Annotated in this window: 25 protein-coding genes; 11 read left to right on the top strand and 14 right to left on the bottom strand. The window is 71.5% G+C overall.

Features of this window, described 5'->3' with window-relative positions; translation table 11 throughout:
* The first annotated feature begins 24 nt into the window (after positions 1–24).
* Positions 25–936: a LysR family transcriptional regulator gene (locus BMH31_RS03970; RefSeq protein WP_099724345.1), complete on the top strand. Its 912-nt coding sequence runs from the start codon at positions 25–27 to the stop codon at positions 934–936.
* A gap of 4 nt (positions 937–940) precedes the next feature.
* Here the strand turns inward: BMH31_RS03970 and BMH31_RS03965 are convergent, their stop codons facing one another.
* Positions 941–2,188, bottom strand: coding sequence for an amidase (locus BMH31_RS03965; RefSeq protein WP_099724346.1), 1,248 nt, complete (start codon positions 2,186–2,188; stop codon positions 941–943).
* A 208-nt stretch (positions 2,189–2,396) separates the two neighbouring features.
* Here BMH31_RS03965 and BMH31_RS03960 point away from each other — a divergent pair, with 208 nt between their 5' ends.
* Entirely contained in the window at positions 2,397–3,140 is a 744-nt protein-coding gene (locus tag BMH31_RS03960) for an amino acid racemase (RefSeq protein ID WP_199068302.1), read from the top strand.
* Between the two features lie 17 nt (positions 3,141–3,157).
* On the opposite strand, the gene BMH31_RS03955 is transcribed toward BMH31_RS03960, so the two are convergent.
* The 3 genes from BMH31_RS03955 to BMH31_RS03945 are packed head-to-tail and all read right to left on the bottom strand — an operon-like array spanning position 3,158 to position 6,611.
* Positions 3,158–5,398: an FtsX-like permease family protein gene (locus BMH31_RS03955; protein ID WP_099724347.1), complete on the bottom strand. Its 2,241-nt coding sequence runs from the start codon at positions 5,396–5,398 to the stop codon at positions 3,158–3,160.
* Positions 5,395–6,081 (bottom strand): ABC transporter ATP-binding protein, encoded by a 687-nt coding sequence (locus tag BMH31_RS03950; protein WP_099724348.1) that lies wholly within the window; start codon positions 6,079–6,081, stop codon positions 5,395–5,397. Before BMH31_RS03950 ends, BMH31_RS03955 begins: the two co-directional genes overlap by 4 nt.
* Entirely contained in the window at positions 6,078–6,611 is a 534-nt protein-coding gene (locus BMH31_RS03945) for a PadR family transcriptional regulator (protein WP_231580832.1), read from the bottom strand. Before BMH31_RS03945 ends, BMH31_RS03950 begins: the two co-directional genes overlap by 4 nt.
* A 71-nt stretch (positions 6,612–6,682) precedes the next feature.
* Here BMH31_RS03945 and BMH31_RS03940 point away from each other — a divergent pair, with 71 nt between their 5' ends.
* Complete coding sequence (locus BMH31_RS03940) at positions 6,683–8,152, top strand: RNB domain-containing ribonuclease (RefSeq protein WP_099724349.1); 1,470 nt, start codon at positions 6,683–6,685, stop codon at positions 8,150–8,152.
* Here the strand turns inward: BMH31_RS03940 and ispG are convergent.
* From ispG to BMH31_RS03920, 4 genes are all read right to left on the bottom strand, one after another.
* Complete coding sequence (ispG, locus tag BMH31_RS03935; RefSeq protein WP_099724350.1) at positions 8,142–9,269, bottom strand: flavodoxin-dependent (E)-4-hydroxy-3-methylbut-2-enyl-diphosphate synthase; 1,128 nt, start codon at positions 9,267–9,269, stop codon at positions 8,142–8,144. The two genes, BMH31_RS03940 and ispG, sit on opposite strands and share 11 nt — an antisense overlap.
* 76 nt (positions 9,270–9,345) lie before the next feature.
* Positions 9,346–10,119, bottom strand: coding sequence for a M15 family metallopeptidase (locus tag BMH31_RS03930; RefSeq protein WP_099724351.1), 774 nt, complete (start codon positions 10,117–10,119; stop codon positions 9,346–9,348).
* A gap of 1 nt (position 10,120) precedes the next feature.
* Positions 10,121–11,383 (bottom strand): CapA family protein, encoded by a 1,263-nt coding sequence (locus tag BMH31_RS03925; RefSeq protein WP_099724352.1) that lies wholly within the window; start codon positions 11,381–11,383, stop codon positions 10,121–10,123.
* A 55-nt stretch (positions 11,384–11,438) separates the two neighbouring features.
* Positions 11,439–12,809, bottom strand: a complete 1,371-nt coding sequence (locus tag BMH31_RS03920; RefSeq protein ID WP_199068299.1) for a site-2 protease family protein — start codon at positions 12,807–12,809, stop codon at positions 11,439–11,441.
* An 85-nt stretch (positions 12,810–12,894) separates the two neighbouring features.
* Here BMH31_RS03920 and BMH31_RS03915 point away from each other — a divergent pair, with 85 nt between their 5' ends.
* The gene (locus BMH31_RS03915) at positions 12,895–13,242 is read left to right on the top strand and encodes a TfoX/Sxy family protein (protein WP_099724353.1); all 348 of its coding nucleotides are present in this window, start codon (positions 12,895–12,897) and stop codon (positions 13,240–13,242) included.
* Between the two features lie 93 nt (positions 13,243–13,335).
* On the opposite strand, the gene dxr is transcribed toward BMH31_RS03915, so the two are convergent.
* The gene (gene dxr, locus BMH31_RS03910) at positions 13,336–14,430 is read right to left on the bottom strand and encodes a 1-deoxy-D-xylulose-5-phosphate reductoisomerase (RefSeq protein ID WP_099724354.1); all 1,095 of its coding nucleotides are present in this window, start codon (positions 14,428–14,430) and stop codon (positions 13,336–13,338) included.
* Positions 14,431–14,434: 4 nt separating this feature from the next.
* Complete coding sequence (locus BMH31_RS03905; RefSeq protein ID WP_241898122.1) at positions 14,435–15,427, bottom strand: FKBP-type peptidyl-prolyl cis-trans isomerase; 993 nt, start codon at positions 15,425–15,427, stop codon at positions 14,435–14,437.
* A gap of 158 nt (positions 15,428–15,585) precedes the next feature.
* Between BMH31_RS03905 and BMH31_RS03900 the strand changes: the two genes are divergently transcribed.
* Positions 15,586–16,269 carry a lysophospholipid acyltransferase family protein gene (locus tag BMH31_RS03900; RefSeq protein ID WP_099724355.1) on the top strand — a complete coding sequence of 228 codons (684 nt, stop codon included), beginning with the start codon at positions 15,586–15,588 and terminating at the stop codon, positions 16,267–16,269.
* Positions 16,270–16,288: 19 nt separating this feature from the next.
* On the opposite strand, the gene rsmI is transcribed toward BMH31_RS03900, so the two are convergent.
* Positions 16,289–17,110: a 16S rRNA (cytidine(1402)-2'-O)-methyltransferase gene (gene rsmI / locus BMH31_RS03895; RefSeq protein ID WP_099724356.1), complete on the bottom strand. Its 822-nt coding sequence runs from the start codon at positions 17,108–17,110 to the stop codon at positions 16,289–16,291.
* Between the two features lie 44 nt (positions 17,111–17,154).
* On the opposite strand from rsmI, the gene BMH31_RS03890 reads away from it, so the two are divergent.
* Together BMH31_RS03890 and BMH31_RS03885 are read left to right on the top strand one after the other, a co-directional pair.
* On the top strand, positions 17,155–18,336 hold the full coding sequence (locus BMH31_RS03890) for a thioredoxin domain-containing protein (RefSeq protein ID WP_099724357.1): 1,182 nt from the start codon (positions 17,155–17,157) through the stop codon (positions 18,334–18,336).
* Positions 18,337–18,421: 85 nt separating this feature from the next.
* Positions 18,422–19,651, top strand: coding sequence for an MFS transporter (locus tag BMH31_RS03885; protein WP_099724358.1), 1,230 nt, complete (start codon positions 18,422–18,424; stop codon positions 19,649–19,651).
* A gap of 57 nt (positions 19,652–19,708) precedes the next feature.
* Here BMH31_RS03885 and BMH31_RS03880 read toward each other — a convergent pair whose 3' ends face one another.
* Positions 19,709–20,347 (bottom strand): trimeric intracellular cation channel family protein, encoded by a 639-nt coding sequence (locus BMH31_RS03880; RefSeq protein ID WP_099724359.1) that lies wholly within the window; start codon positions 20,345–20,347, stop codon positions 19,709–19,711.
* A 67-nt stretch (positions 20,348–20,414) separates the two neighbouring features.
* Here BMH31_RS03880 and BMH31_RS03875 point away from each other — a divergent pair, with 67 nt between their 5' ends.
* The 4 genes from BMH31_RS03875 to chrA all read left to right on the top strand — a co-directional run bounded on the left by BMH31_RS03875 (position 20,415) and on the right by chrA (position 25,231).
* Positions 20,415–21,713, top strand: a complete 1,299-nt coding sequence (locus BMH31_RS03875) for a SufS family cysteine desulfurase (RefSeq protein WP_099724360.1) — start codon at positions 20,415–20,417, stop codon at positions 21,711–21,713.
* Positions 21,710–22,183: a Fe-S cluster assembly sulfur transfer protein SufU gene (gene sufU, locus BMH31_RS03870; protein WP_099724361.1), complete on the top strand. Its 474-nt coding sequence runs from the start codon at positions 21,710–21,712 to the stop codon at positions 22,181–22,183. The genes BMH31_RS03875 and sufU overlap by 4 nt, the downstream gene beginning before the upstream one ends.
* Positions 22,184–22,732: 549 nt before the next feature.
* Positions 22,733–23,890, top strand: a complete 1,158-nt coding sequence (locus BMH31_RS03865; protein WP_099724362.1) for a DUF4192 family protein — start codon at positions 22,733–22,735, stop codon at positions 23,888–23,890.
* Positions 23,891–23,995: 105 nt separating this feature from the next.
* Positions 23,996–25,231, top strand: coding sequence for a chromate efflux transporter (gene chrA, locus BMH31_RS03860; RefSeq protein WP_241898121.1), 1,236 nt, complete (start codon positions 23,996–23,998; stop codon positions 25,229–25,231).
* 174 nt (positions 25,232–25,405) lie between these two features.
* On the opposite strand, the gene BMH31_RS15310 is transcribed toward chrA, so the two are convergent.
* Both BMH31_RS15310 and BMH31_RS03855 read right to left on the bottom strand, forming a co-directional pair.
* Positions 25,406–25,624 carry a hypothetical protein gene (locus tag BMH31_RS15310; protein WP_143469788.1) on the bottom strand — a complete coding sequence of 73 codons (219 nt, stop codon included), beginning with the start codon at positions 25,622–25,624 and terminating at the stop codon, positions 25,406–25,408.
* A gap of 139 nt (positions 25,625–25,763) precedes the next feature.
* Positions 25,764–26,717, bottom strand: a complete 954-nt coding sequence (locus BMH31_RS03855) for a LysR family transcriptional regulator (protein WP_099724364.1) — start codon at positions 26,715–26,717, stop codon at positions 25,764–25,766.
* Positions 26,718–26,774: the final 57 nt, after the last annotated feature.

Below are 26,774 nucleotides of genomic sequence, written 5' to 3'. Positions count from 1 at the left end.
ACACGCTGACAATAAGGAGCGCTGATGCTCAATCCGGTTCATCTGCGGACCCTGGTCGAGGTGATCGGCCACGGGTCCTTCGCCGGGGCCGCCAACCGTCTCGGCTACACGGCGTCGGCGGTGTCGCAGCAGATGGCGGCGCTCGAGGCTGCGGCGGGGCTCCCCCTGTTCGAACGGACCGCGCGCAGCACGCGCCCCACCGAGGCCGCGCTCGCCATGGCGCGCCGGGCGGCCCCGGTGTTCGCGGACCTCGATGCGGTGCTGCAGGCGGCGCGCAGCGCGCACGAGGCGAACGTCGACGAGCTCACGATCGCGCTCTACGCGAGCCTCGCCCGCGTCGTCGCGCCCGAGATCCTGCACGACCCGCGTCTCGCCGAGACGGGCACCCGGGTGCGCTTCTCGGTCCACGACCCCTCGGCAGCGATCCGGGCGCTGGCCGACGGCGACACCCCGGATCTCACCGTGGTCTACCGCTGCTCGAGCACCGGGCTCGCCTGGCCCGCGACGCTCACCGAGGTCGACCTCGGCGTCGAACGCTACCGACTGCTGCTGCCCCGCGAGTGGGACCTGCACCGCGACGGCGCGCTGCAGGCCGACACGCTCTCCGGCCTGCCCTGGGCGCTGCACCACCCGGGTTCGAGCGACGCGACCGTCATGGCCGACGCATTCCGCACCGCTGGGATCCTCCCGCGCCCGCTCGCCTACGCCGACGACTTCGACGTCTTCGTCGACCTCGTCGCCTCGGGATCCGCGGCGGCGCTCGTCCCCGAGACCGTCGCGAACGCCGCGCCGCCGACCGCGGTCGCCGTCGACGCGGTCGGCCTGCACTTCTCCCGCAGCCTGCACGCGCTGGTCTCGCCGGCAGCGCCGCGCGCGGCCACCGGCGCCGCGATCGATGCCCTGCGGCGCGCATTCGAACGGGCGCTCGCGCGCTAGCGCCTCAGGGAGCCGGCCGCGCGACGAGCCCTTCGGCTTCGAGCCGCAGACCGAGGGCGAGCGCATCGGCCTCGGTGCGGGCGACGATCTGCACTCCGCCGATGGCGAGGGCGGGCAGGTCGAGCGCCGACCACGGCGCCGCGAAGCGGCCGAGGGCGTCCTGCACGGCGAACTCGTCGCTCCCGACGGGAGGCACCGGGCAGCCGAGCGTCGGGGTGAGCACGGCATCGATGCCGTTCGCGTCCCAGTCGGCGAGCAGCGCGCTGCGCCTCCGCACGAGGGCGGCGAGCGATGCCGCGTGCACCGCGGTCTCCACGCCGGCTGCGCCGGCGAGCTTGCGCGCCACGCTCGGGTCGTACTCCGCGGCACGCGCGGGGAACCACCGGGCGTGCGTGCGCGATGCTTCGAAGCGGAAGGCGGGCCAGAAGTCCTCCAGCACGCGGTCGAGCCCGGCGCAGTCAATGCCGGGGTCCGGATCGGTGCGCGCGCCGATCTTCCCGAGCGCCGACCCGAGCCCGTCCGACCCAGTGCCCCGGTCCAGCGCGTGCGCCATGCCGGTCGCGGGGTCGAGGTCGAACCCGATCAGTCCGATCCGCGGACCCTGCGAGGCGTCCCCGCCGAGGTGCGCCCCGTTTCGGCTCCTGTCGCGGACGACCGCGGCAGGTCCGGGCGCTCCGTCGACCAGGGCGTCCCACGCGAGCACGACGTCGGCGACGGTGCGAGCGAGCGGCCCGACCGCGTCGAAGCTCGGGCAGAGGGGGCGCACTCCCGAGCGATCGAGGCTTCCGGTACGCGGTCGGAGGCCGACGACCCCGACGCACGCGGCGGGCATGCGAATGGATCCCGCCGTGTCGGTGCCGAGCGCGAGGTCGGCGATGCCCGCGGCGAGCGCAGCAGCGCTGCCTCCGGAGGATCCGCCGGGGATCCGGTCGGGCCGCGCCGGATTGGGCACTGCACCGAACCAGGGGTTCGCACTCGTCGTGCCGTAGGCGAACTCGTGCAGGTTGACCTTCGCGACAGTGGTCGCACCACGCTGCTCGAGCGCCGTGACCACGGGCGCGGTCGCGGAGGCGACCTCTCCCGCGAACCGTGAGCCCTGAGTCGTCGTGACGCCCGCGATATCGATGTTGTCCTTCACCGCGAGACGCAGGCCGCGCAGCGCGCCCCGGCGCGCACTGCCGGCGAGTCGCTCGTCCTCGCGGAGCGCGAGGATCACGATCCCGTCATCACCCGCCGTGGTCGGTCGTTCCATCGCTCCCCCTCGTTCCGATCCGCATCCGTTCCCGGCGCGCGGCTCACGCTAGCAGCGCCCCCCGCGGCACGGCGCGCTGCGAGGCTCACCGTTGCTGCGGCTCAGCATCGATGACCCGCGTGCCCGCGGGGATGCGCTGGAACGCCGCACGGATCTAGCGTGAAGAGGCCGGCGCGGAGCCGGTGGCGAGGTGCGGAGGGAGACGGGAATGACGGTCATGGGATCCTCCGCACCCGTCGTCGGCGTACTCGGCGGCATGGGCCCCGCCGCCACCGCGGACTTCTATCGCAAGCTCGTCGAGGCGACGCCCGCGCACCGGGATCAGGATCACCTCCGCACGCTCATCTGGTCGGATCCCTCGATCCCGGACCGGGCAGAAGCGTTCCTCCGCGGAGGGCCGAGCCCGGTGCGCGGTCTGATCGCGGGCGCCCGCCTCCTCGAGGAGTCCGGGGCGGACTTCATCGCCGTGCCCTGCAACACGGCGCACCTGTTCCTCGGCGCCGTGCGACGGCGGGCGGGAATACCCGTTCTCGACATGATCGGTTCGACGGTGGACGAGATCCTGACCGCCGGGAGCGGCGCCGAGCCGCCCCGCGGCGCGGTCGCGGTGCTCGGAACCGCGGCGACGATGGCGAGCGGGATCTACACGGACCGACTCATCGGCAACGGTGTCGCGGTCCTCCATCCGCGGGACGCGGAGCAGCACGCGGTCATCGCCGCAATCACCGCGGTGAAAGCGGGCGAGATCGAACGCGGAGTCGAGCTGCTGTCGCCGGTACTCGAAGCGCTCGCGCGGAGCGGGGCGACGCGGGTCGTCACCGCCTGCACCGAGCTGCCGATCCTGAGCGAGCGGATCGATGCAGGCCCTCAGATCGTCGATCCGACGGCTGCGCTGGCTCGAGCCTGCGTCCGCTCGGCGCTGGTGCTCCCCGTCACCTCCGCCGGGCGGTGACGGGGAGACCCGCGCACCTATTCGAACCTGGTCGCCGCCGCACCGCGCCCCGGCCGCGAGGCCGCGAACGCGACCGCGACCGCGAGACCGACGAGCAGCAGGCACACGCCGAGCACACCGAACGCCTCGGGATCCGGAACGGAGACCGTGCGCCGCCCCTCCGAAAGCCCGGTCACGAGTCCCCACGCCGACAGCCACCCGAGCCCGATGCTCGGCACGATGACCGCGAGCAGCGGCACGGCCGTCTCGATCACGATCATGCGTCTGACGAGTCGGGCGGGCGCACCGCTCAGCCGGAGCAGACCGAGTACGCGCCGCCGATCGATGATCCCGGCGGCCGTCGAGATCGCGAGCGAGATCGCCGAGATGGCGGCGGCGATGAGCACGCCGATCCCCGCGAGGATCGAGTACCTCGCGGCCCAGCTCGCCGCTCCGATGCCGATGCCGGCGTCCTCGGCGCGCGTCGTCGGCCCCGCCTGCAGCGGGAGGTCGGATTCGACCACGGCGGTACGGGCCCGGTCGAGCGCGGCTGCGGAGCCGTCGGTCCCGATGAGCACCTGCATGGGGTTCATCGCCATCGCGTCCGCCGCAGAGACGGTCGAGATGCGCGCGGGCTCGCCGGTCACCTCGAAGTTGCCGAAGTACCCGCCCGGATCCTCGATCGCGATGAACTCGGCTCCGGGTTCGGGGTCGAGTCCGATCGCGCGGGCGCCGTCGGCCGGGATCACGAGGCCCGAGATCTGCTCGGTCCCCTCTCCGGTGATGCCCTCGAAGGAGCGCCCCACGAACGCGGCGTTCACACCCGGCGTCCGCGCGATCTGCGCGAGACCGCGTTCGAGGCGCGAATCGGTGTCCGGCTCCCCCGGCGCGACGGAGGCGACGAGCACGTTCGGGCTCAGGAGCTCCGCCGGCGGGGCGACCGCGAACTCCGCCTCGCGCTCCGTCGTCGCCCCGACGACGAAGGTGGTCACGACGAAGAGGGCCAGCGCCATGCCGCCGACGGCGCGGAAGGTCGCGCGGGGGTGACGGGTGATCCGGTTCATGGCGAGCAGCACCGACGGTCGCCCGCTGCCCCGCGCACCCGCGCGGCTCACGAGCCCGGTCAGGTACGGACCGGCGAACAGCAGTCCCGTGGTCATCAGGACGAATCCCGCGACGAGCAGCTCGCCGGTATACGGGATCGGCACCCCCGAGATGGTCAGCACCGTGGTTCCGGCGATCACCGCACCGCCGAGCACCAGCGGGAGCAGCGAGAGGATCCGCGGGCGACGCTCCTGCCGCTCGCGGCTGGCGCCGAGCGGACCGAATCCGGTTCGCAGTGCGGTCACGTAGGCGATCGCGCAGGTGATGACGGCCACGCCGAGGGCGACGCCCGACTGAACCGCGCCGGAGACGGCGAGGTCGTCGGAGTAGAAACGCATCCCCTCGACGGGCACCATCGCGGCGATCGGGCGCAGTGCCCAGAACAGGCCGACACCGAGGATCGCTCCGACGAGGCTCGGGAGCCCCGTCTCGACCGCCGTCGCGCCCGCGACCTGGCTCGGGCGCGCCCCGATGAGGCGGATCGTCGAGATCCGCTCGGAGCGCGCGGCCTGCCCGAGCCTCGTGAGGATCACGATGAGCACGCCGACCGGGAAGATCACGGCGAACCCGCCCGCGAGCGTGACCAGTTCGTAGCCCTGGCTCGGGAAGGTGAACGTACCGAAGCCGTGCACGAGCGTCGCCCCGAGCCGGTTCTTCACCTGATCGACGTCGGCGCCGACGACCGCGACGAGCGCGTCGGGGCTCGCGAGCCCCGAGTCGTCGATGGTGCCGATCGGGTTCCCGTACCGGTCCCCCAACTGGTCGGCGGGGTTCTCGGCGATCAGCCGTTCGAGCGCCGGCGATGCCAGGTACTCCCCCGGTCGCGGGATCCGTTCGACGCCCGGGATCCGCAGCGCGGTGTCGGGCGACGTCGCCACGTCGAGGCGGGTGATCCCGGCGCCCCGGAACGGCTCGGGCGCCGCCCCCACCCGGCCGCTCGTGAGCGCGACGGCCTCATCGGGGCCAAGCGGCTCGGTCCGCTCGGCGTTCGCGTGCTCGCCCGACAGGTAGGTCCAGGTCGAGCGCTCGTTGCGGCTGTTGAGCCCGTTGTAGGCCGCCACCACGAGGAGCATGAGCGCGACGCCGACGGCGACCCCCACGGCGACGCCGGCGAGCCGGCCCCGCCCCGACCGCTCGGTGCGGGCGAACAGCCAGCCGAGGCGGAACGCGTTCACGCGAGGATCCCGACGCCCGAGATGCGTCCGTCGCGCACGACGACCTCGCGGTCCGCGTACGCGGCGACGCGGGGATCGTGGGTGACGATGACCACGGTGGCGCCGGTTCCCTTCGCGAGCTCGAGCAGGGTCGCCATGACCTGCTCGGCGGAGAGCGAGTCGAGCGAGCCGGTCGGCTCGTCGGCGAAGACGATGCGCGGTGCGGTCACGAGCGCACGCGCGATCGCGACGCGCTGCGCCTGCCCGCCCGACAGTTCGCCGGGACGCTTGCCCGCGTGGTCCGCGAGACCGAGCTGCACCAGCCAGGACTTCGCCTGGCGCACCGCCTGCCGACGCGGGCGGCCGGCGATCAGCAGCGGAAGCGCCACGTTGTCGAGCGCGGTGAGGTCGGGCAGCAGCTGTCCGAACTGGAAGACGAAGCCGAACTCCTCGAGCCGGAGCCGGGCGCGGTCGGCCTCCCCCAGCTCGCTCACGAGCGTGTCGAGGTAGTGCGCGGATCCCTCATCGGGTGCGTACACGCCCGCCAGGACGTGCAGCAGCGTCGACTTCCCGGACCCCGAGGGGCCCATGATCGCGAGCACCTCGCCCGCGCGCACATCGAGATCGACGCCGTCGAGGGCCGTGTCGAGGCCGAAGCGCTTGCGCACGCCGCGGAGCCGCAGAATGGGAGGTGCCGAGCTCACGCGCGCACCTCCTCGCGGAGCGCGCCGAGGCGCGCGGAGGTGAGATCGATCCAGCGCAGATCGGCCTCGATGTGGAACAGCGCGTGGTCGCACAGCAGCACGGTCGGCAGGTCGGAGCCGATCTTGCGCTTGGTGAGGTCGCGCATGCGCGCCAGGTGGCCGGAGCGCTGTGCGTCGAGCAGGCGTTCGGCGTCGTCGTCGAGGAGCAGCGCGATCACCGTCTTCGCGAAGAGGTCGCTCTGGAGCGCGGCCGAGGGCACCTCGACGGCGAAGAGCCACTCGGCGATGCGCTCCCGGCCGGCGGGCGTGATCTCGTAGCGCTTGCGATCGGGGCCGCCGCCGGCCTCGTCGCCGAGCAGTTCGATCAGGCCGTGCTTGAGCAGACGCGCCAGGGTCGCGTACACCTGCCCGAAGGCGAGGGGCTTCTCGGCGCCGAACAGCCGGTCGTAGTCGTGCTTCAGGTCGTACCCGTAGCCCGGCCCCGTCCCCAGGATGCCGAGCAGGGCGTTCGAACTATTCATTCCGCTCATACACCGAGCGTATACACCGAATGTATAGATGCGCAAATCATGCGCGGATCCGACAGGACTAGGCTGACCCCATGCCCAGCCGGCACATCTCACTCCCCCGGATTCCCAACGCCGCCGACGAGCGCGCCGCGCTCGAGCAGAGTCTCGCCGCGCTCCGCGACGAGCTCGAGCTCCCCGGCGAGTTCTCGCCCGAGGCGCTCGCCGAGGCGGCGTCGACCCGACCCGACGAGCCGCGCATCGACCTGCGCGACATCCCCTTCAGCACGCTCGATCCCCTCGGATCGAAGGACCTCGATCAGGCTTTCCACCTCTCGAGAGCCCGCCGCGGGTACACGGTGCGCTACGCGATCGCCGACGTGCCGGGCTTCGTCCGGCCGGGCGGGGCCCTCGATACCGAGGCGCGCCTCCGCGGGCAGACGATCTACCTCCCCGACGGCTCGATCCCGCTGCACCCTCGCTCGCTCAGCGAAGGGCGGGCATCGCTCCTCCCCGCCGAGGAGCGCCCCGCCTATGTCTGGACGATCGAGCTCGACGCCGATGGCGCGCAGACCGACGCGCGCGTGGAGCGGGCGCTCATCCGCTCCCGCGCGCAGCGCGACTATGCGAGCGCCCAGCGGGAGGTCGACGACGGACGCGCCGACGAGCAGCTGATGCTCCTGCGCGAGGTGGGCGGGCTCCGCACAGCGCAGGAACGAGCGCGCGGCGGGGCGAGCCTGCCGATGCCCGAGGAGGAGGTCGTCAAGGACCCCTCGGACGGATATCGGATCGAACGCCGGAGCGTGCTCGCGGTCGAGGACTGGAACGCCCAGCTGTCGCTGCTCACCGGCATGGCCGCCGCGGAACTGATGCTCGCCGGAGGCACCGGGATCCTGCGCACCATGCCGAAACCGGACGAGGCGGCCATCGCCCGCTTCCGATCTCAGGTCGCCGCGCTGGGCCACCCGTGGGCGCCCGACATCGAGTACGGCGAGTTCCTGCACGGCATCGACGGCGCGGCCCCGGAGTCCGTGCCCCTGCTGCAGGCAGCCTCGGCGCTGTTCCGCGGCGCCGGCTACACGCCGTTCGACGGTGCGGCGCCGGAGCAGCCGTCGCAGGCGGCGATCGCCGCACCGTACGCCCACGTGACCGCTCCCCTGCGTCGCCTCGTCGACCGGTGGGGCCTGACGATATGCGCGGCGATCAGCGCCGGCACCCCGGTTCCGGAGTGGGCGCGGGCGAGCCTCCCGGAGCTCCCGGAGCTGATGCGCGCTTCGGCCCAGCGCGCCTCGCGAGCCGAGGCCTCGGCACTCGATCGCATCGAGGCGGCGCTGCTGGCGCCGAGCCTGGGCGAGCTGCGCACCGCGCTGGTGGTGGACGCGAGCCCGAGCCGGGCCCGCCTGCTGCTCGACGATCCGCCCGTCGTCGCGAGCGCGGAGATCGCCGACGCGACGCCCGGGTCCCGGATCGAGGTGCGCGTGACCGCCGCGGACATCGCGACGGGCAGGATCTCGCTCTCGGCCCGGGAGGCCGACGACGCGGAGCCGCTCGCCGCTACAGCGTGACGACCTCGGGGGCGCCCGACTCGGCATTCGGCATCTCGGCCGCGATCCGGTTGGCCTCCTCGATCAGGGTCGCGACGATCTCGTGCTCGGGCACGGTCTTGATGACCTCGCCCTTGACGAAGATCTGGCCTTTGCCGTTGCCGGACGCGACACCGAGATCCGCTTCGCGAGCCTCGCCGGGGCCGTTCACGACGCAGCCCATGACGGCGACGCGCAGCGGCACGCTCATGCCCTCGAGCCCCTTCGTGACTTCTTCCGCCAGGGTGTAGACGTCCACCTGGGCGCGACCGCACGAGGGGCAGGAGACGATCTCGAGCTTCCGCTCGCGCAGGTTCAGCGACTGCAGGATCTGCAGGCCGACCTTGACCTCCTCGACCGGGGGCGCCGACAGCGAGACGCGGATCGTGTCGCCGATGCCCTCGGAGAGCAGGATCCCGAACGCGGTCGCGCTCTTGATCGTGCCCTGGAACGCGGGACCCGCCTCGGTGACTCCGAGGTGCAGCGGCCAATCGCCGCGCTCGGCGAGCTGGCGGTACGCCTTGACCATCACGATCGGGTCGTTGTGCTTCACCGAGATCTTGAAGTCGTGGAAGTCGTGCTCCTCGAACAACGAGGCCTCCCAGACCGCGCTCTCGACGAGCGCCTCGGGCGTCGCCTTGCCGTACTTCTGCAGCAGTCGGGGGTCGAGGGATCCGGCGTTGACGCCGATGCGCAGCGAGACGCCGGCGGCCTTCGCGCGCCGCGCGATCTCGCCGACCTGATCGTCGAACTTGCGGATGTTGCCGGGGTTCACGCGCACCGCCGCGCAGCCCGCATCGATCGCGGCGAACACGTAGTTCGGCTGGAAGTGGATGTCGGCGATCACCGGGATCTGCGACTTCTTCGCGATGATCGGCAGCGCCTCGGCGTCGTCGCGGCTCGGGCAGGCGACGCGCACGATGTCGCAGCCTGCGGCCGTGAGCTCGGCGATCTGCTGCAGCGTCGCGTTGATGTCCGTCGTGGGCGTGGTGGTCATCGACTGCACCGAGACCGGCGCGTCGCCTCCCACCATCACGGAACCCACGCGGATCTGGCGGGATGTGCGTCGCGGGGAGAGGACCTCGGGAACCGAGGGCATGCCCAGGTTGATTGCTGCCACGAGCAGGATTCTACCGGCGCGGACTGTGCGCGCCCTCGATTGCGGAGGCGCCGGGCTACGGCTTCGCGTAGTCGGGAGCCGCCGGAAGCCCGAAGAACTCCTCGAGCGTCGCCACCCCGGTGCGTTTCATCTCGGCGGCGAGCTCGGGACCGACGTAGCGCAGGTGCCAGGGCTCCGGCATGAATCCGGTGATGCCCTGCTTGCCCTCGGGGTACCGGATCACGAAGCCGTACTCCGCTGCGTGCGCGGCGATCCACGTGCCCGACGGCGTCTGCCCGAAGCAGGCGGCCAGGTAGCAGTCCCCGAAGTCGTCGAGATCGACCGCGAGGCCGGTCTGGTGCTCGGAGTGCCCGGGGCGCGCCGAGTAGGTGTCGGCCTGCTGCTTCCCGTCACGCTCGACGTATCGGTCGTAGAGCGTCACCTGGGTCGCGTAGTCGCGGTAGGCGCTGATGATCCGGACTTTGAGCCCGGCCTGCTCGGCTCCCCGGATCAGCCGCACCACGGCGGTGGCCGCGGGCGCCCGCAGCGGCTGCGCGAACTCGTTCTCGACCCCCTCGGGCATCGCCAGGTCGTTCGGAGCGAAATCGACGGGCTTCAGCGCCCGTCGCTTGTTGCTCACGACCCAGATCGACTGCGGATCGTCGATGGAGTGCGCCGCTCGGTCGAAGGCGGGCGTCGTCGGCTTCGCCGAGGGCGACGGCGAGCTCTCGGTCGGTGCGACGCTGCTCGGCTTCGCCGCCGAACGCTCGGGCTCCTGGGCGCAGGCGAGCAAGGTGCTCGCGAGCACCGCGCCGGCGGCGACGGCGGACAGGACACGTACCGCGCGCACGCTAGCGGGACTCCAGCTTCACTTCGGGGCCGAGGACCTTCGCGGACGCCTCCGCCTGCTGCGCGGGGGTCACGCCGAAGCGGGTGCGCGACAGCAGCGCGGCGGAATCGGCGAGCGGCGTGATCGAGAGGTTCTTGCGCGCGTCCAGGCGGTTCGCCGCCTCGTCGTCCGCGGTCCAGTCGTAGTGCATGTAGGTGAGCACTCCGGTGGGGTTCTGCACGGTGACCGGTCCCCCGGCCTTCGCACGGGCCAGTTCGAAGCCGGCGATCAGTCCGGTGCGCTGGTCGAGCTCGATCTGGGTGTTCAGCATGTTGCCGATCGAGTACCAGACGAGGGTTCGTCCACCGCCCGAGCGGTCGAGCCAGGCAACGGGCTGCAGCACGTGCGGCCCGGTTCCGATCACCACGTCGGCCCCGAGGTTCGCGACCTTCTGGGCGAATCCGCGCTGCTGATCGTTCACCTCGTGCGAGTCCTCGGTGCCCCAGTGCGCCGAGACGATCACCACGTCGGCCTGCTTCCGCGCCTGCGCCATCAGCTGCGTCACGAGTGCGTCGTTGCTCATGAGGTTCAGGGAGACGCCGTCGATCGGCGCGTTCGAGTACTCCGCGAACGAGACGAGGGCGATCTTCACGCCGTCCTTCTCGAAGATCGGCACGGTCTGCTGCTCCTGCGCACTGCGGTTCGCGCCATCGACGATGGCGGGTTTCAGCGCGTCCCAGGCCTTGCGGGTCGCGGCGATCCCCTCGACCCCCTTGTCGGCGGTGTGGTTCGTCGCGGTGTTCACGAGGTCGCAGCCGACGGTCTTGCGCAGGTCGCGCGCGAACTCGGTCGGCGCGTTGAACGTCGGGTAGCCGCTGATCCCGAACTCCACGCCCGCGCTCGGCACCTCCTGATTGCAGAAGCGGACGTCCGCGGCGTCGAGCTCCTTCTTGATACCGGTGAAGAACTGGCCGTAGTTCCAGGTGCCGTCGGCCTGCTTGGCGTTCTGGTTGACCGAGTCGTGCGGCAGCATGTCACCCATCGCGATCACCGAGATCGGTTTCGGAACGGCCGTGGCGGTGGGCTTCGACGAGGCGCTCGGCGACGGGGTCGCGGAGGAGGAGGCTTTCGGTTTCGACTCGACGGGGTGCGGCATGAGCGCGAAGGCCGCGGCCGCTCCCCCGCCGATGAGCAGGAGCGCGACGACGCTCAGCGTGATCGCGAGCCGGGTACGGCGGGCCGGCCGGCGACGGGCCGGTGCGACCGGAGTCGGATCGTCAGACATGCGACCACACTACCGAGCACCGCCTGGGCGTCTCCGAGCGCGACCGGCGTTCCGCTCAGCCGAAGAACGAGATGGGCTTCACCAGGTCCGCGTAGACGAGCAGGACGGTCATCGCGCCGAGCATGATCACGACGCCGAAGGTGATCGGGACCATCTTGGCGGTGTCCACGGGCCCCGGATCGGGCTTGCGGCGCAGGCGGGCGATGCCGCGCTTGATCGCCTCATAGATCGCGCCGGCGACGTGGCCGCCGTCGAGCGGCATGAGCGGGACCAGGTTGAACACGAACAGCGCGACGTTCAACGATCCCAGCAGGCCGAACATGACCTGCGCCTTCGCCGCGACCGGTGCGTCGGTGCTCACGATCTCGCCCGCGAGCCGTCCGACTCCGACGACGCTCATGGGACCGTTCGGATCCCGCTGCTCCGGACCGAAGGCCGCGTTCCAGACGTCGACCATGCGCTGGGGAAGCCCGACGACGACCCCGACCACGCGGCCGACGTTGTCGCCGACGAAGCCGGGCACCTCGGTGATCGACTGCTGCACGAGCTCCGACGCCGGAGTCGCGCCGACCATGCCGACCTGCTCGGTCTTCGCCGAGCCGTCGGAGTTCTTGACCGTCTGACCGTTCGCGTCGGTCACGACGCGCGTGTTGGTGACGGGAGTGAGCGAGAGCTGCCTCGTCTCGCCGTCGCGCCGGATCTCGATCGAGAGGGTGCGGCCGGGCGACGCGCTGACCGTGTCGCGGAACGCGTTCCAGTCGCGGACCGCGGTGCCGTCGATCGACAGGATCTCGTCGCCGGGGCGCAGGCCGGCCGCGGCCGCGGGCGCCTCGGGGTCGTTCGCGCTGCACGCGGTCTCCCCGCTCTGCGACGCGGATTTCAGGCATTCGTTCACCGAGCCGAGGGTCGTGCTGTTCTGCGGCACGCCGAATCCGCACAGCACGATCGCGAAGAAGACGAACGCGAGCACGAGGTTCATGAACGGCCCGCCGAGCATGATGATGATGCGCTTCCAGGCCGGCAGCCGGTAGAAGGTCCGCGAGTCCTCGCCGGCCTCGATGGTCTCGGCGCTCGCGAGCCTCGCCTCGTCGACCATGCCGGCGACGCCCCGACGCGGCGCACCCTCCTGGACCACGGAGTTCAGGAACCCGGTGGTCGACTCCCGCGGGGCCTCACCCGGTTTGGCGGGCGGGAACATGCCGGTCATCGAGATGTAGCCGCCGAGCGGGATCATCTTGACGCCGTACTCGGTCTCGCCCCTGCGACGCGACCAGATGGTGCGCCCGAAGCCGATCATGTACTGCGTGACCTTGACCCCGAACAGCTTCGCGGGGACCAGATGGCCGATCTCGTGCAGTCCGATGGACACGGCGAGCCCGACGAGGATGATCAGGATCCCGAGCACGTAGAGCAGCACATCGAACACCGGTTCAGCGTACCGCCCACGCGCTGTGGCCGGGCTGTGGCCAGGATCCGCGGCCGCTGCGAATCACGGGGACTACACTCCGAGCATGAGCACCAGGCCCGAAACGATCGAGTTCCTCTTGGATCAGCTCGGCCACGCGCCGATCTTCCGCACGAAGGCCATGTTCGGCGAGTACGCGCTCTACCGCGACGAGAAGGTGATCGCCTTCATCTGCGATGACGAGCTGCTCATCAAGCCGACGCCCGAGGGACGAGCCTGGCTCGAGGGCTTCGGCCCCGTCGAGGAATCCGAGGCCTACCCCGGTTCGAAGATGTACTACCTGATCAGCGGCGACCGCTGGGAGGATCGCGACTGGCTCGAGGAGCTCACCCGGGTGACCGCGGACGCGCTCCCCGCACCGAAGCCGAAGAAGCCCCGAGCGCCGAAGCGATAGCCGCCGTCATCCTGCGCGACGAAGAACCCTCACCGTCATCCTGCGCGACGGAGGAGTCGAACCGTCATCCTGCGCGACGGAGGAGTCGCAGGATCAGCGCCGCCCCGCGCGCGCCGAGATGACGATCTGTGCGCGCTCGCGCGCCCAGCGCTCGATCTCGGGCAGCGCGTCGAGCGTGAGCTGAGCGGGCGCCTCGTGCGCCTCCAGCACGTCGCGCACGGTGTCGACGATGTCGAGGAAGCCGATGCGCCCGTCGTGGAACGCATCCACTGCCTCCTCGTTGGCGGCGTTGTAGACCGCGGGATAGCTGCGGCGCGCTCGCCCCACCTCTTTGGCGAGGTCGACGGCCGGGAACGCCTCGGCGTCGAGCGGCTCGAAGTCCCAGCTCGTCGCGCGGGTCCAGTCGATCGGCGCCCCGACGTTGGCCAGGCGCGCCGGCCAGGTGAGCCCGAGGGCGATCGGCAGGCGCATGTCGGGCGGCGAGGCCTGCGCGATGGTCGATCCGTCGATGAACTCGACCATCGAGTGCACGACCGACTGCGGGTGCACCACCACCTCGATGTCGCCGTACGAGACGCCGAAGAGCAGGTGCGCCTCGATCACCTCGAGGCCCTTGTTGACCAGGGTGGCCGAGTTCGTCGTGACCACCCGTCCCATGTTCCAGGTCGGGTGGTTCAGGGCCTCCGCCGGCGTCACGTCGCGCAGCGACTCACGGTTCCGTCCGCGGAACGGCCCGCCGGACGCGGTGAGCACGAGCCGTCGCACCTCGTGCTCGGAGCCCGATCGGAGCGCCTGCGCGATCGCCGAGTGCTCGGAATCGACCGGGACGATCTGGCCGGGTGCCGCGAGCCCCGTCACCAGATCGCCGCCGACGATCAGGGATTCCTTGTTGGCGAGGGCGAGCGTGCGCCCCGCTTCGAGCGCGGCGACGGTCGGGCCGAGCCCGACCGATCCGGTGATGCCGTTGAGCACCACGTCCGCCGGCACCTCGCGGATCAGCTGCACCGCCTCGTCGGCGCCGAGCCCGGTGTGCTCGACGTTGAACTCCTCGGCCTGCGCGCGGACGCGGTCCGCCTGCGACCCCGCGACCAGGCCGACGACCTGGAATCGCGAGGGGTTGCGGCGGACCACGTCGAGCGCCTGCTCGCCGATCGAACCGGTCGAGCCGAGGATCACGATGCGGCGCACGGGATTATCCTTCGTGGACGGTTCCGAGGATGTCGAGCACGAAGACCATCACGTCGTCCGCCTTGTGCCCCTGCTGCTGCAGGGCCTCGGGGCCGTAGCCGCCCTGGTCCTTCGCGGCCGGGACGACCGAGATGATCTGCGAACCGACCTTCTGGCCCTCGAGCGCCTTCTGGAATCCGCCGATCACGCCGGTGGTGAGGAAGTCGGTGGGCTTGCCGCGGCTCCAGCTCGAGTCGAACTCCTTGCCCGTGCTCCAGATCACGCCGCGGTAGTTGACGTAGACGCGGTCGCCAGGCTTGACGGTCTCGCCCTTGCCCTCGATGAGCGTCGCGGTCTTGAGGGTGGTCGGCGCCTTCACGCCCTTGGGGATCGTGATCGTCGGCTCACCGTTCTCGGCCAGCTTCACGGTCGGGAAGCCCTCGGGCGCCTTCTTCGCGGTGCCCTCGGCCTTCTTGAGCAGCTTGCCCTCCGAGAGCGTGCCCGGCTGCTGCTTGGTGACATCGATGACCGCGACGATCGAGTCGCCGTCCTTGAGGTCGGGGATCCCGAGCGAGGAGGCCGGCTGCCCGTTCGCGAGGTCGGTCGCGGGCATCGCCATCGCGACGCGCTGGCCCTTCACCGAGCAGCGCACCGCCTGGTACGCCCAGTTCGGCAGCTGCTGCGCGTCGTTCATGAGCGGGGTCTCGGGGATCGCCTGGACGACCTTGCCGGTGCGGCCGTTGAACAGGGTGACCGCGGCGGAGACGCCGCCGTCCTTCGCCGTGGTGTCGCCCTTGCCCTCGATCAGCACCGAGCGCTCGAGCTCCTTGGCCTTGAGCGGGGTCTTGGAAGTGAGCTTCAGCGTCTTGCCGAAGTCGCCCTCGACCTGGACCGACTTGCTGGCGTCGCCCGCGGGCGTGCAATCCTTCGGCATGCCGGGGGCCGCCTGAGCGGTGCAGCCGGCGAGGGCCAGGGGCAGTACGAGGGCTGCGGGGATGAGGAGGCTCAGACGCTTCACGAACACGGATCCTTACGGTCGAGGCACGGTTTTCCTCCATCATGCCGGAGTTTCCCCGGCCCCGCCTGAGCGTCGTGCCAGGGTCCGTCCGAGGATCACCCGGACCGGCCGGATCGGTCACCCTGCCCGAGGGGCGCACCTGCGATTAGGCTCGTGGCGTGTCCGATCCCGCAGCAGACTCCGCACGCCCCGGGCCCGTCTTCTTCATCGGCCGCGCCGTGCTCCGCCCGCTCCTCCGCCTGCGCTTCCGCCCCCGGGTCTCCGGCCGCGAGCACGTCCCCGCGGCGGGTCCGGTGCTGCTGGCGAGCAACCACCTCAGCGGCCTCGACACGATCCTGATCCCCTCGTTCGCACCGCGCCAGGTGCAGTTCCTCGCGAAGGAGTCGCTGTTCTCCTCGCGCATCGGCGGCTGGTTCTTCCGCGGGATCGGCGCGATCCCGGTGCATCGCTCCGCCGGATCCGCCGCGCAGGCCGCGCTCGACGCCGGACGGGACGTGCTCGCGGCCGGCCGGGTGTTCGCGGTGTTCCCCGAGGGAAGCCGCTCGCGCGACGGCCGGCTCTACCGCGGGCGCGGAGGCGCGGCCTGGATGGCGCTCGAGACGGGCGCGACCGTCGTTCCCGTCGGCCTCATCGGCACCGATCGCTCGCTGCGGGATCCCGCGACCGGGCGCGCACCGCGCGTCGAACTCCGGTTCGGCACGCCGATCCCGCTCGACGATCTGGCCGCGCTGCCCGGCGGTCGGGCACGCAGGGCGGCCACCGAGCGGATCATGGCCGCGATCCGGGAGCTCAGCGGCCAGGAGGCCGCCGACGACTACGCGGCCGGCGGTCGCGGGGCGTAGCCGGGAACGCTCTGACGGTTCAGGCGCTCCGTGCGGCGAGCGCGGCGGCGTAGAGCTCGCGAGCCGACAGCCCGGTCGCCTCGGCGACCTCGCGGGACGCGTCCTTGAGGCGGTCGCCCGACGCGACGCGACGCTGCACCTCGGCCAGCGCGTCGGCCGGCGAGGCGACGGACTCGGGGGCTCCGGCCACGACCACGACGATCTCGCCGCGCACCCCGTCCTCGGCCCAGCTCGCGAGCTCGGCGAGCCCGCCGCGCCGCACCTCCTCGTGGAGCTTGGTCAGCTCGCGGCAGACGGCCGCGGGCCGCTCGGGGCCGAACGCCTCGGCCATGGCGCCGAGGGCGTCCGCGATCCGGCTCGGCGCCTCGAAGAACACGAGGGTGCGCCGCTCGGGCGCGAGGGCCGCGAGGGCGCGGGCGCGATCCCCCGATTTGCGGGGCAGGAATCCCTCGAACGCGAAGCGGTCGGTCGGGAGGCCCGAGAGCGCGAGAGCGGTGAGCACCGCGCTCGGCCCGGGCACCGAGGTGACCAGCACCCCGCGCTCGGCAGCGAGTTGCACGACGCGGAAGCCCGGATCCGACACGGTCGGCATGCCCGCGTCGCTCACGAGCACGATGTCCTCGTGCTCGGCTCGATCGACGAGCGAGGCCGCCCGGTCGCGCTCGTTGTGATCGTGCAGGGCGATCAGCTCCGGGCGGGTCTCGATGCCCAGCAGCCGCAGCAGCTGCCCGGTATGCCGCGTGTCCTCCGCCGCGATCGCAGAGGCCGAAGCGAGGGTGTCGCGCAGGCGCTGCGACGCGTCCCCGAGGTTGCCGATGGGGGTCCCCGCGATGATGAGCATGCGTCAATCGTAGGCGCGCAGCTCCGCCTGGCAGAATTGCCGCCATGAGCGATTCCCAGCCTCCGACTCCCGACGAGCAGCCCTCGCCCGTTCCCGCGCCGCAGCCCGGCGCGTCCGTTCCGCCCGGTGCCCCCGTTCCGCCGCCGCACCCCTACGCTGCGGCGGCGCAGAGCAGGAGCGGACTGTCGACTGCGGCGCTGGCGCTCGGTTCGCTCGGGCTGCTGCTCGGCCTCGGCGCCATCGTCGTGCTCGCCGCGGTCGGCGGCTTCCCGGCCGCCGCCGTCTCGGGGCTCGCGATCCTCGTCGGCCTCGCCGGTCTCGTGCTCGGCATCGTCGCGCTCGTGCGCAAGCAGCCGAAGGGCTTCTCCCTCTCCGGCATCATCACCGGTGCGCTCGCCATGGTGCTCGGCATCGCGCTCTTCGGCGCTTCCCTCGTCGTGGGCGTCGGGCAGGCGATGGTCCAGGGGTCCGGCGGTTCCGAGTCGTCCAGCGGATCCCAGGGGAACGACGGGTCCGGAGGCGCCTCGCCGAGCGCGGACGCATCCGGGCCGAAGGGCATGCAGAGCGGCGGCGTCGTGTTCGGCAAGGATCTGGTCCCGGCCGAGACCCCCGCCCTCGGTTCCGGTGAGCCGCCGGTCCCCTCGAAGGTCGCGCGCGACGGCAAGACCGCGGACGTCCTGCTCTACGTCGACTTCCGCTGCCCCGTCTGCCGCATCTTCGAGGAGACGAACGCCGATCTGCTGCAGCAGGTCGTGCAGAGCGGCTCCGCGACCCTCGAGGTGCACCCGCTGACCTTCCTCGACAAGGTGTCGGCGGGCACCCAGTACTCGTCGCGCGCGGCGGGCGCGTTCGCCTGCACGGTGCAGGAGGATCCCAAGGGCGCCTGGCCGCTGTACCGGTCGCTGCTGACCGCCGAAGTGCAGCCCCCCGAGAACACGGGCGGCCTCACCGACGAGCAGCTGATCGCCCAGGTCGAGCGCGCGACCGGCGGCGCGAGCAGCGCCCTCAAGTCCTGCATCACCGACCAGCGCTTCGTGCCGTTCGCCCAGGCGATGAACCAGTACACGCTGTCCACGCACGTGCCGAACGCGGTGGATCCGCAGCTCCAGGTGGCCGGAACCCCCTTCGCCGTCGTGAACGGCGTCCCGTTCACGGGCGCCCCCAACGACGCCGCCGCATTCCGGGCGTTCCTGACGCAGCAGGGCATCGCGCTGCCCGCCCAGTAGGCGTCCCCCGCCCCGGGCACCCGTCGCGGTCCCGTCGCCCATCGCCCGATGGACGACGGGACCGCGCTGCTATACTCGGTCGGCTATGCACAAATCGCCTCAGTCCCCGACCCTCGTCTCCCTCGCAGGGATCGGGTACTTCCCGCTCGCCATGGTGGCGCGCCTCCCCTTCGCCATGATGGTGATCGGCGTACTGACCCTCGTGGTCGCGGCGCGCGGGTCGGTCGAGCTCGGCGGCATCAACTCCGCGATGGTCGGCCTCGGCACGGCCTGCGTCGGCCCGCTCATCGGCGCCGCCGCCGACCGCTTCGGCCAGCGACCCACCCTGCTCATCGCCGGGGCCGTCAACAGCGTCGCGCTGCTGCTCTTCGCCTGGCTCGCCTACAGCGACCTGCCCGTCTGGGTCATGTTCTTCGGCGCCTTCCTCGTCGGCGCCTCGGCGCCGCAGGCCTCGCCCATGTCGCGTTCGCGCCTCGTCGCGCTGGTCGGCGAGCTCCCGGTCGAGCGCCGCCCCCGGGTCATGAGCACGACAATGGCCTACGAGTCCGCGGTCGATGAGGCGATCTTCGTCTTCGGCCCGGTCGTCGTCGGGCTCCTCGCCACCTGGTTCGGCGCTGGCGCACCGGTCATCGGCGCGGCGGTGCTCACGGCGATCTTCATCACCCTGTTCGCTCTGCACCGCACGAGCGCGCCCGCCAAGTCCGCCGAGGAGCGCGCGGCGACCCTCGCACCGGTGTCGGAGCTGTGGCGGCCCCGCCTCCTCGTCGTGGTCGTCGGCATCGCGACCGTCGGCGTGCTCTTCGGTTCGACGCTCACCGGGCTCACCTCGTTCATGAAGGATCGGGGCGCGGTCGAGCAGGCCGGGATCCTCTACGGCGTCATGGGTGTGGGATCCGCGATCTTCGCGATCGCCATCGCCATGCTGCCCCCGAGCTTCACGCTGCGCCTGCGCTGGCCGGTGTGCGCGGCCATGATCCTCGCCGGCACGCTGCTGCTGCAGACCGCGCACGACATCCCCCGGCTGCTCGCCAGCCTCGCGCTCATGGGCATCGGCATCGGGCCGCTGCTCGTCACCATGTACAGCCTCGGTGCGCTGCGCAGCCCCGCGGGTCGCTCGGCGACCGTGATGACGATGCTCGGATCGGGCATCGTCGTCGGCCAGTCCGCGGCGTCCGCGATCACGGGCACCGCCGCTGAGCAGGCGGGCACCTCCGCTGCGCTCGTGGTGCCGCTGGTCGCCGCGGCACTGGCGCTCGCCGCGGGCATCGCGAACTGGTTCCTCACGCCCGAGTCGGAGCGCCGATCGGCGCACTGATCCGGACTCGCGGACCCTGGATGCACCGAACGCATCGGGCGACCCGGGCGCCCTCGATCAGACGCCGTCCGCGGGCGTCTCGCGCAGGCGGGGCTTCGGCAGGTGCCAGCCCAGCTTCCGCGAGGCGAGGCGCAGCACGATCGCGCACCCGCCACCGACCACCGTGGCGAGCGTCTCGCTGCCGCCGAGCGCGACGACGCCGACCGCGATCCCCGCGCCCAGGATCGCGGAGACCGCGTACAGCTCTCGCGTGAGCACTCCGGGCACGGTGTTGACCAGCACATCGCGGATCACGCCGCCGCCGATCGCGGTGATGGTGCCGACGAGGATCGCCGTGAGCGGGGTCTGCCCCGAAGCGAAGGCGATCGCCGCGCCGTTCGCGGTGAACAGGCCCAGGCCGAAGGCGTCGAACACGACCTCGAAGTAGCGGATCCGGGTGATCCCCGGGTGCACGAAGAACACCGCGAGCGAGCCGGCCACGGCGACCGCCAGGTTCGGCCAGTGCGTGAACGACACCGGCGGGTGCACGCCGAGCAGCATGTCGCGCAGGATTCCGCCGCCGACGCCGGTGAAGCTGCCGACCACGATCACGCCGAGGATGTCGAGGCCCCTGCGGACGCCGACGAGGGCGCCCGAGATGGCGAAGGCCAGGATCCCCGCGAGTTGCAGGATCTCGTACAGCACGGCAGCGGTCACCCGCTCAAGTGTAGGGCGGTGTTCCGCTTCGAGCGGAACACCGCGGTGCGGGTGGGACAATGGAGGAATGCTGCCTCCTCTCACCGCCGACGGGGTCGCCGAACTCCGCGCGGCCTTCCCGTACTTCGCAGACCTCCCCCGAGTCGACGGCCGCCCGGTCGCCTATCTCGACTCCGCGGCGACGTCGCAACGTCCCGCGGCGGTGCTGGACGCGGAACGGGCATTCCTCGAGCACTCGAACGCGGCGGTGCACCGCGGCACGAGCGGGGCCGTCGGCGCGGCGACCGAGGCGTTCGAGGGGGCACGGGCGACCGTCGCCCGCTTCGTCGGCGCGGCTTCCGCCGAGCAGATCGTCTGGGCCGAGAACGCCACCGACGCGCTCAACATCGTCGCGCTCGGCATCGGCGAGGCGAACGCCGGGCTCGATGTCGCCGGCTCCGAGCGCTTCGCGCTGAGCGCCGGCGACGAGATCCTCGTGACCGAGGCCGAGCACCACGCGAACCTCATCCCCTGGCAGCGGCTCGCTGCCAAGACCGGCGCGAGCCTGCGCTGGATCCCCGCGCGGGAGGACGGCACCTGGACCCTCGACGACGCGCGCGCCGCGCTGAACCCGCGCACGCGCGTCTTCGCCTTCGGCCACGTCTCGAACGTGACGGGCCTCGTCGCCCCCGTCGCCGAGCTCGCCGCACTCGCACGCGAGGTCGGCGCCGTCACCGTGCTCGACGCCTGCCAGTCGGTGCCGCACATCCCGGTCGACTTCGATGCGCTCGGCGTCGACTTCGCCGCGTTCTCCGGCCACAAGGCGCTCGGCCCCAACGGCATCGGCGTGCTCTACGGACGCCCCGAGATGCTCGCCGCACTGCCCCCGGCGCGCACCGGCGGATCCACGATCACGCGGGTCACGATGGAGAGCGCCGACTTCCTGCCCGCACCGCACCGCTTCGAGGCCGGCACCCAGCCGGTGTCGCAGGCCGTGGGGCTCGGTGCCGCGCTCGACTTCGCCGCAGCGATCGGCATGGAGCGGTCCGCCGCGCGCGAGCACGAGCTGGTGGAGCGTCTCGTCGCCGGCGTGCTCGAGATCCCTGGCGTGCGCCTGCTCGGCCCGCAGGGCACGCAGGATCGCGTGGCACTCGCCTCGGTATCGGTCGAGGGCCTGCACGCGCACGACGTGGGCCAGTTCCTCGACGAGCAGGGCATCCTGGTGCGCGTGGGCCACCACTGCGCGCAGCCGCTGCACCGGGCGCTCGGCATCGCTTCTTCGACTCGAGCGAGCGTGCACGTCACCACGACGGAAGACGAGATCGATCGCTTCCTCGACGCGCTCCGCGGCGCCCAGCGGTACTTCGGAGTGGAGGTCTCCCGATGAGCGGACTCGACGGGCTGTACCAGGAGCTGATCCTGGATCATTCGAAGCGGCCGATCGGTCGCGGCGAGCTCGCGGGCGGTGACGGCGACCTCACCGCCTCGCACCACGAGTTCAACCCGAGCTGCGGCGACGAGATCACGCTGCGCATCGCCGTCGATCCGGCATCGGGCCGGATCGACTCGCTCGCGTGGGAGGGCCAGGGCTGCTCCATCTCGACCGCGTCGGCGTCCGTGCTCTCGCAGATGGCGCGCGACGAGGGGCTGACGCTCGAGACGGCGCAGCAGCGCATCGACGCGTTCCGTGAGATGATCCAGTCCCGGGGCGAATCGGAGCCCGACGAGGACCTGCTCGGCGACGCGGTCGCGTTCCAGGGCGTCTCGAAGTTCGTGATGCGCGTGAAGTGCGCGATGCTCGCCTGGGTCGCCCTGGAGGCCGACCTCCGGCAGGTCGAAGCCCAGCAGCAGGCCTGAGTGCGGGCCTGAGTGCGGGCCCGCACTCCTGTGCGGGGCGCGGGCTCGGGCGGTCGGGCGCTCGTCCGTTCGTGCGTTCGTGCGTTCGTGCGTTGCTCGGTTTCAGGTCGCTCGCTCGGTGGCGGGCCGGCGACGTGGCGACGTGACGACGTGACCCGCCCCTTTCGCCCTGCCCTCCCCTTCCCGCTGCGCCCCTCGAGTGAACGCGTGTACACGTAATGCGGCCGCTTTTCGTGTACACGCGTTCACTCGGCGACTGGCCGGGTTCGGTCAGCGACGCGACGCCTGCGGCGCGCGCCTGCGTCAGGGCTGAATGGGGTGGACGCAGCCGGGCGACAGCGGAAACGAGGTCGGCAAAGGCGAGATGCGAGGCCGGCCCGCGCGAGGTGCTTTCGCTGCTGACCTCCGCGCCCCGGCCGCTCCACCCCAACCGTCCTCCGCACCAATCGTCCTCCACACCAGGCATCTGATCCGGATCGAGCGTGTCCTCCCGGGAACGGCCTGTGGATCGGCAAGTCCGTCGGGTCCCGCGCATCCAGGATCGAGGGCATGCACACCGATTCCCCTCCCGAAGCGCTGCAGATCACCCGCTGCCGCACCACCGCCGACTTCCTCGCCACCCTGCCCTGGCTCATCGGTGAGGCACCGCGCAACTGCCTGCTCATCGTCGACTTCGCGCAGTCCCGCGCCGGTGTTGCAGCGCGAATCCCGCTCCCACGGCAGCCTGCTCCGGGCATCGCGACGGCTCTTATCGAGTCAGTGCTCTCCCTGCTCGAACGTTCCGGTTCGAGCGACCGCGAGCCCGCGGTCGTCATCACGACGGATCAGCCTTTCGGGCCGCGTGGCGAGGCGCCGTTCCGCGCGCTCGCCGAGCAGCTCCTGCGTCGGCTGCGACGCTCGGGGTGGCACCCCCGTGAGCTCGCCTGCATGGCGGCAGACGGTTGGATCGGGTTTCTCGATCGTTCCCCGGCACGCACCAAACGGCCGTTGAGTCAGATCGAAACTGCGCGCGACGCGCTGGGCCTCGACCCCGCCGATATCCCCGCCGACCCCAGCGACCTTCCCGTGCGCCGCCCCGGCCTCGCCGCCGAGATCACGGCTCGTTGCTCCGAACTCGCACTCGGAGCGCCATGGCCGCCGGCTGCCTCCGAGACCTGGCCGTACGAGACCATCGATCTGCTCGAAACCGCCGAGGCGCCGGGGTTCGCGCCGACCGCGGAATGGTGCGCGCGATTCGCCCAGGCCGTCTCGACTCCGCAGGGATGGTTCGTCTTCGCGATGGTCGCCGTCTCGGACCGGGTGCTCATCGATTCCGTCGTGGAGACGTACGGCGCGACCGCACTCGCGGCCACCTGCGTCGATCGCACATCTGCCGCAGAACGCAGCGAGGGCGAAGCGGTATCGATCTGGCACCTCTTCAGCGACATCGTCTCGACCCCGCGCATGCGCGCTCGTCTTCGAACTCTGCTTCCGATCCTCAGCGATGCGGCGTCGCAACTTCCGGCGGAGTGGCGCGCAGGTCCGCTATCACTCATCGGATGGTTCTGGTGGCTCTGCGGGATGCCGTCGGTCGCCGAGCGGCGCATCGGCGAGGCGCTGGACCTCGATCCCGCGCACGCCCTCGCCCTCCTCGCCCGACGATTCCTCACGCTCGATCCGGTCGCCGAGTGGGCGGTCCGATCGCAACCCTCCAGGCTCGCAGCATGAGGAGCTCGCCGTTGTCGAGGCCCGATCGTGCTCGACCGCATGAACGCACGGTGAATGCGCGCTGGCCGGTCACTCCGGAACCCCGATTCGGGGCAGACTGGTGCCGTGTTCGAGGTGTTCCGCATCTTTCTGCTGCTCGGGCTCACCTCGTTCGGTGGGCCGACCGCTCATATCGGCTACTTTCGCACGGCATTCGTCACGCGAAAGCGATGGCTCGACGACCGCGCCTTCGGCGAGCTGCTGGCGATCTGCCAGTTCTTGCCCGGTCCAGCGTCGAGCCAGCTCGGCATGGGAATCGGACTGCACCGGGCGGGGCTCCCCGGCTTCGTCGCGGCCTGGCTCGGTTTCACCCTTCCCTCGGCGGTGCTCATGGGGCTCTTCGCCGCAGGGGCTCCGACGATCGCGGCGGTGCTCGGCTCAGGCTGGCTGGTCGGACTCGTGGCGGCAGCCGTGGCGGTCGTCGTGCACGCGGTGTCCGGCATGGCCCGCACCTTCTCGCCCGATCGGCTCGGCTTCGCGTTTGCGGTGCTGGCGTTCCTCTGCGCTGTGCTCGTGTCGAACCCGTTCGTTCCCGCTGCGGTGATCGCGCTCGCAGCCGCCATCGGCGCGTGCGTGCGGAACGAGCAGGCTCCCTCAACCCACGCGTCAGAGCCGCCTGCCGTCGCGTCGGGCAGCGCTCCGCTCCGAGTCACCATCCGGCCAGGCGTCGCGATCGCGGCTCTCGCCGTCTTCACTGCGCTCCTGGCAGGCCTCCCGGTACTGGCCTCGGTCTCCGGCAGCGCGATGCTCTCCGGGATCGACGCGACCTATCGCGCAGGCGCGCTCGTCTTCGGCGGTGGACACACGGTCCTCCCCGCGCTCGAAGCCGCGTTCCTCGACAGCGGGACCGTCTCGTCTTCGGACTTCTTCGCCGGTTACGGAGCAGCGCAAGCGATGCCGGGACCGCTGTTCACCTTCGCGAGCTACCTCGGGGCGTCCGGGGCGATCTCTCCGGGCGGGACGCTGACCGCGATACTGGCGACCGTCGCGATCTTCCTCCCGGGCGCACTGCTCCTCATCGGAGTGCTGCCGTTCTGGGCTCGAGTGCGCGACATCGCCGCCGTCCACCGTGCGCTTCGCGGCGTGAATGCGGCCGTCGTCGGCTTGCTCGCCTCCGCCCTGTACAGCGCGATCGGATCATCCTGGTTCCCGCACGGGACACCAGACCCGCTGGCGATCGCGGTCTCGATGCTCGCACTCGCGGGTATCGTTTCACGGCGGATCCCGCCGTGGGCGGTCGTACTCGCTTCGGGCATCGTCGGCGCAGCCGCGGACGCGGTCCTCCGCGTGCTCCAACGCTAGCGCCCGAGAGGTCTCCCCGGCTCGCGCTGCCGAAGCGGCTTTGCGAGAGACGCCGCCAGCGCTACCTTCTGCGGCTCACCGCAGGGGACGCCTCAACGCGCCGGCGACATGGGCGCGGATCAACACACGCAGCCGCCATCAGCACGCCAGCAGCACGCTGTCAGCAGCACTCCGTCAGCGGCGGTGCGCTCCGGTGCTGACCTGGAAGGATCCCAACAGTTCGTCGACGCGCTTGATGTCGTTCTGCCAGGCTTCGATCGCCTCACGGTCCGGAGCGGAGGCCTGCTCCTCGGAACGGATGCGACCCCTGATCTGGTCGATTTCACCCTCGAGTCCCGTGGTCACGATTCGCTGTACGGCCAGCGGCAGGGCAGAGAAAGACGATGTACTCACCGATCCAGGCTAATGCCAAACTCGCCGGACGCCGATTCAACGTGAAGCTGCAACCAACCGAGGGAGCCCGAAACCGTACTGAACCAAACGAATCCTGGGGGTTTCTCCGCGCGCGAACACGGCGACACGCGGGCACCGTTCACCCCCGTCTGCGCGCCTCCAGCGCGACGAACGGCGCGGCCGGCGCACCGGGAGCCGTGATCGAGACCGCCACCTCCTCGATCATGCGCTGCATCGCATCGGCCGCGTGCGTCGGCGCCATATCGGCGCGGCGCGCCAGGCTGACCGTGCGCGAGAACTCCGCTCCGGCCAGCGGGATCGCGCGCAGTCCAGGGCGCTCGATCGCCACCATCGCGGGCACCACCGCGACACCCAGGCCCCGCTCGACGAAGCGCAGCGAAGCGTCCATCTCCGCCCCCGAGACCGCGGTGACCGGCTCCAACTCCGCGGCGCGGAACGCGGCGGTCATCGACGCGTGCAGATCGTAGTTCTCGGGGAACCCGACCTGAGGCAACGCCGCGACCTCCTCGAGCGTCGCGGTCACTCCCCGCACCGGCGAAGGCTCCGCGGCGGACGACACGAGCACGAGCCGCTCGCTCAGCACCGCCTCGCGCTCGAGCACCGCGCGCGCCGCACCCGAACCGACGCTCGTCACGATCAGAGCGAGATCGAGCGTCCCCTCGAGAAGCGCCTCGATCAGACTCCGCGAACCCCGCTCCAGGATCTCGACGTCCACCCCGGGATACCGCTCCCGGAACTCCACCAGCACCTCCACCACCAGGCTCGTGCAGAGCGTCGGCGTCGCCCCCAGCCGGATCCGGCCCCGACGCAGCCCCGCGAGCTCGGCCATCTCTCCGCGCGCCGCCTCCGCATCCGCGAGCATCCGCTTCGCGATCGGCAGCAGCCGCTCCCCCGCGGCCGTCAACGTCACGTTCCCTCGGGCCCGATGGAACAGCTCCACACCGAGATCGGACTCGAGCGTCGCGATCTGACGGCTCAGCGACGGCTGCGCCAGATGCAGGTGCTCCGCCGCGCGCGTGAAATGCCCCGTCAGCGCGACCTCGGCGAAACCGCGCAACTGCTCCAGATTCATGGCGATAGCCTACGTGCATCATCATCATGAAATCTATTCATTGGAGTAATCGCCTGG

Source organism: Leucobacter sp. OLIS6, from assembly GCF_002752355.1.
GTDB lineage: Bacteria > Actinomycetota > Actinomycetes > Actinomycetales > Microbacteriaceae > Leucobacter.
This window is presented reverse-complemented; position numbering and strand designations above follow the sequence as displayed.

Excerpts from the sequence above, each read along its gene's own strand:
- BMH31_RS03970 (WP_099724345.1), top strand. The coding sequence starts at position 25 with ATGCTCAATCCGGTTCATCTGCGGACCCTGGTCGAGGTGATCGGCCAC.
- BMH31_RS03965 (WP_099724346.1), bottom strand. The coding sequence starts at position 2,188 with ATGGAACGACCGACCACGGCGGGTGATGACGGGATCGTGATCCTCGCG.
- BMH31_RS03960 (WP_199068302.1), top strand. The coding sequence starts at position 2,397 with ATGACGGTCATGGGATCCTCCGCACCCGTCGTCGGCGTACTCGGCGGC.
- BMH31_RS03945 (WP_231580832.1), bottom strand. The coding sequence starts at position 6,611 with ATGAGCGGAATGAATAGTTCGAACGCCCTGCTCGGCATCCTGGGGACG.
- BMH31_RS03940 (WP_099724349.1), top strand. The coding sequence starts at position 6,683 with ATGCCCAGCCGGCACATCTCACTCCCCCGGATTCCCAACGCCGCCGAC.
- ispG (WP_099724350.1), bottom strand. The coding sequence starts at position 9,269 with ATGCCCTCGGTTCCCGAGGTCCTCTCCCCGCGACGCACATCCCGCCAG.
- BMH31_RS03925 (WP_099724352.1), bottom strand. The coding sequence starts at position 11,383 with ATGTCTGACGATCCGACTCCGGTCGCACCGGCCCGTCGCCGGCCGGCC.
- BMH31_RS03915 (WP_099724353.1), top strand. The coding sequence starts at position 12,895 with ATGAGCACCAGGCCCGAAACGATCGAGTTCCTCTTGGATCAGCTCGGC.
- rsmI (WP_099724356.1), bottom strand. The coding sequence starts at position 17,110 with ATGCTCATCATCGCGGGGACCCCCATCGGCAACCTCGGGGACGCGTCG.
- BMH31_RS03890 (WP_099724357.1), top strand. The coding sequence starts at position 17,155 with ATGAGCGATTCCCAGCCTCCGACTCCCGACGAGCAGCCCTCGCCCGTT.
- BMH31_RS03885 (WP_099724358.1), top strand. The coding sequence starts at position 18,422 with ATGCACAAATCGCCTCAGTCCCCGACCCTCGTCTCCCTCGCAGGGATC.
- BMH31_RS03875 (WP_099724360.1), top strand. The coding sequence starts at position 20,415 with ATGCTGCCTCCTCTCACCGCCGACGGGGTCGCCGAACTCCGCGCGGCC.
- sufU (WP_099724361.1), top strand. The coding sequence starts at position 21,710 with ATGAGCGGACTCGACGGGCTGTACCAGGAGCTGATCCTGGATCATTCG.
- BMH31_RS03865 (WP_099724362.1), top strand. The coding sequence starts at position 22,733 with ATGCACACCGATTCCCCTCCCGAAGCGCTGCAGATCACCCGCTGCCGC.
- BMH31_RS03855 (WP_099724364.1), bottom strand. The coding sequence starts at position 26,717 with ATGAATCTGGAGCAGTTGCGCGGTTTCGCCGAGGTCGCGCTGACGGGG.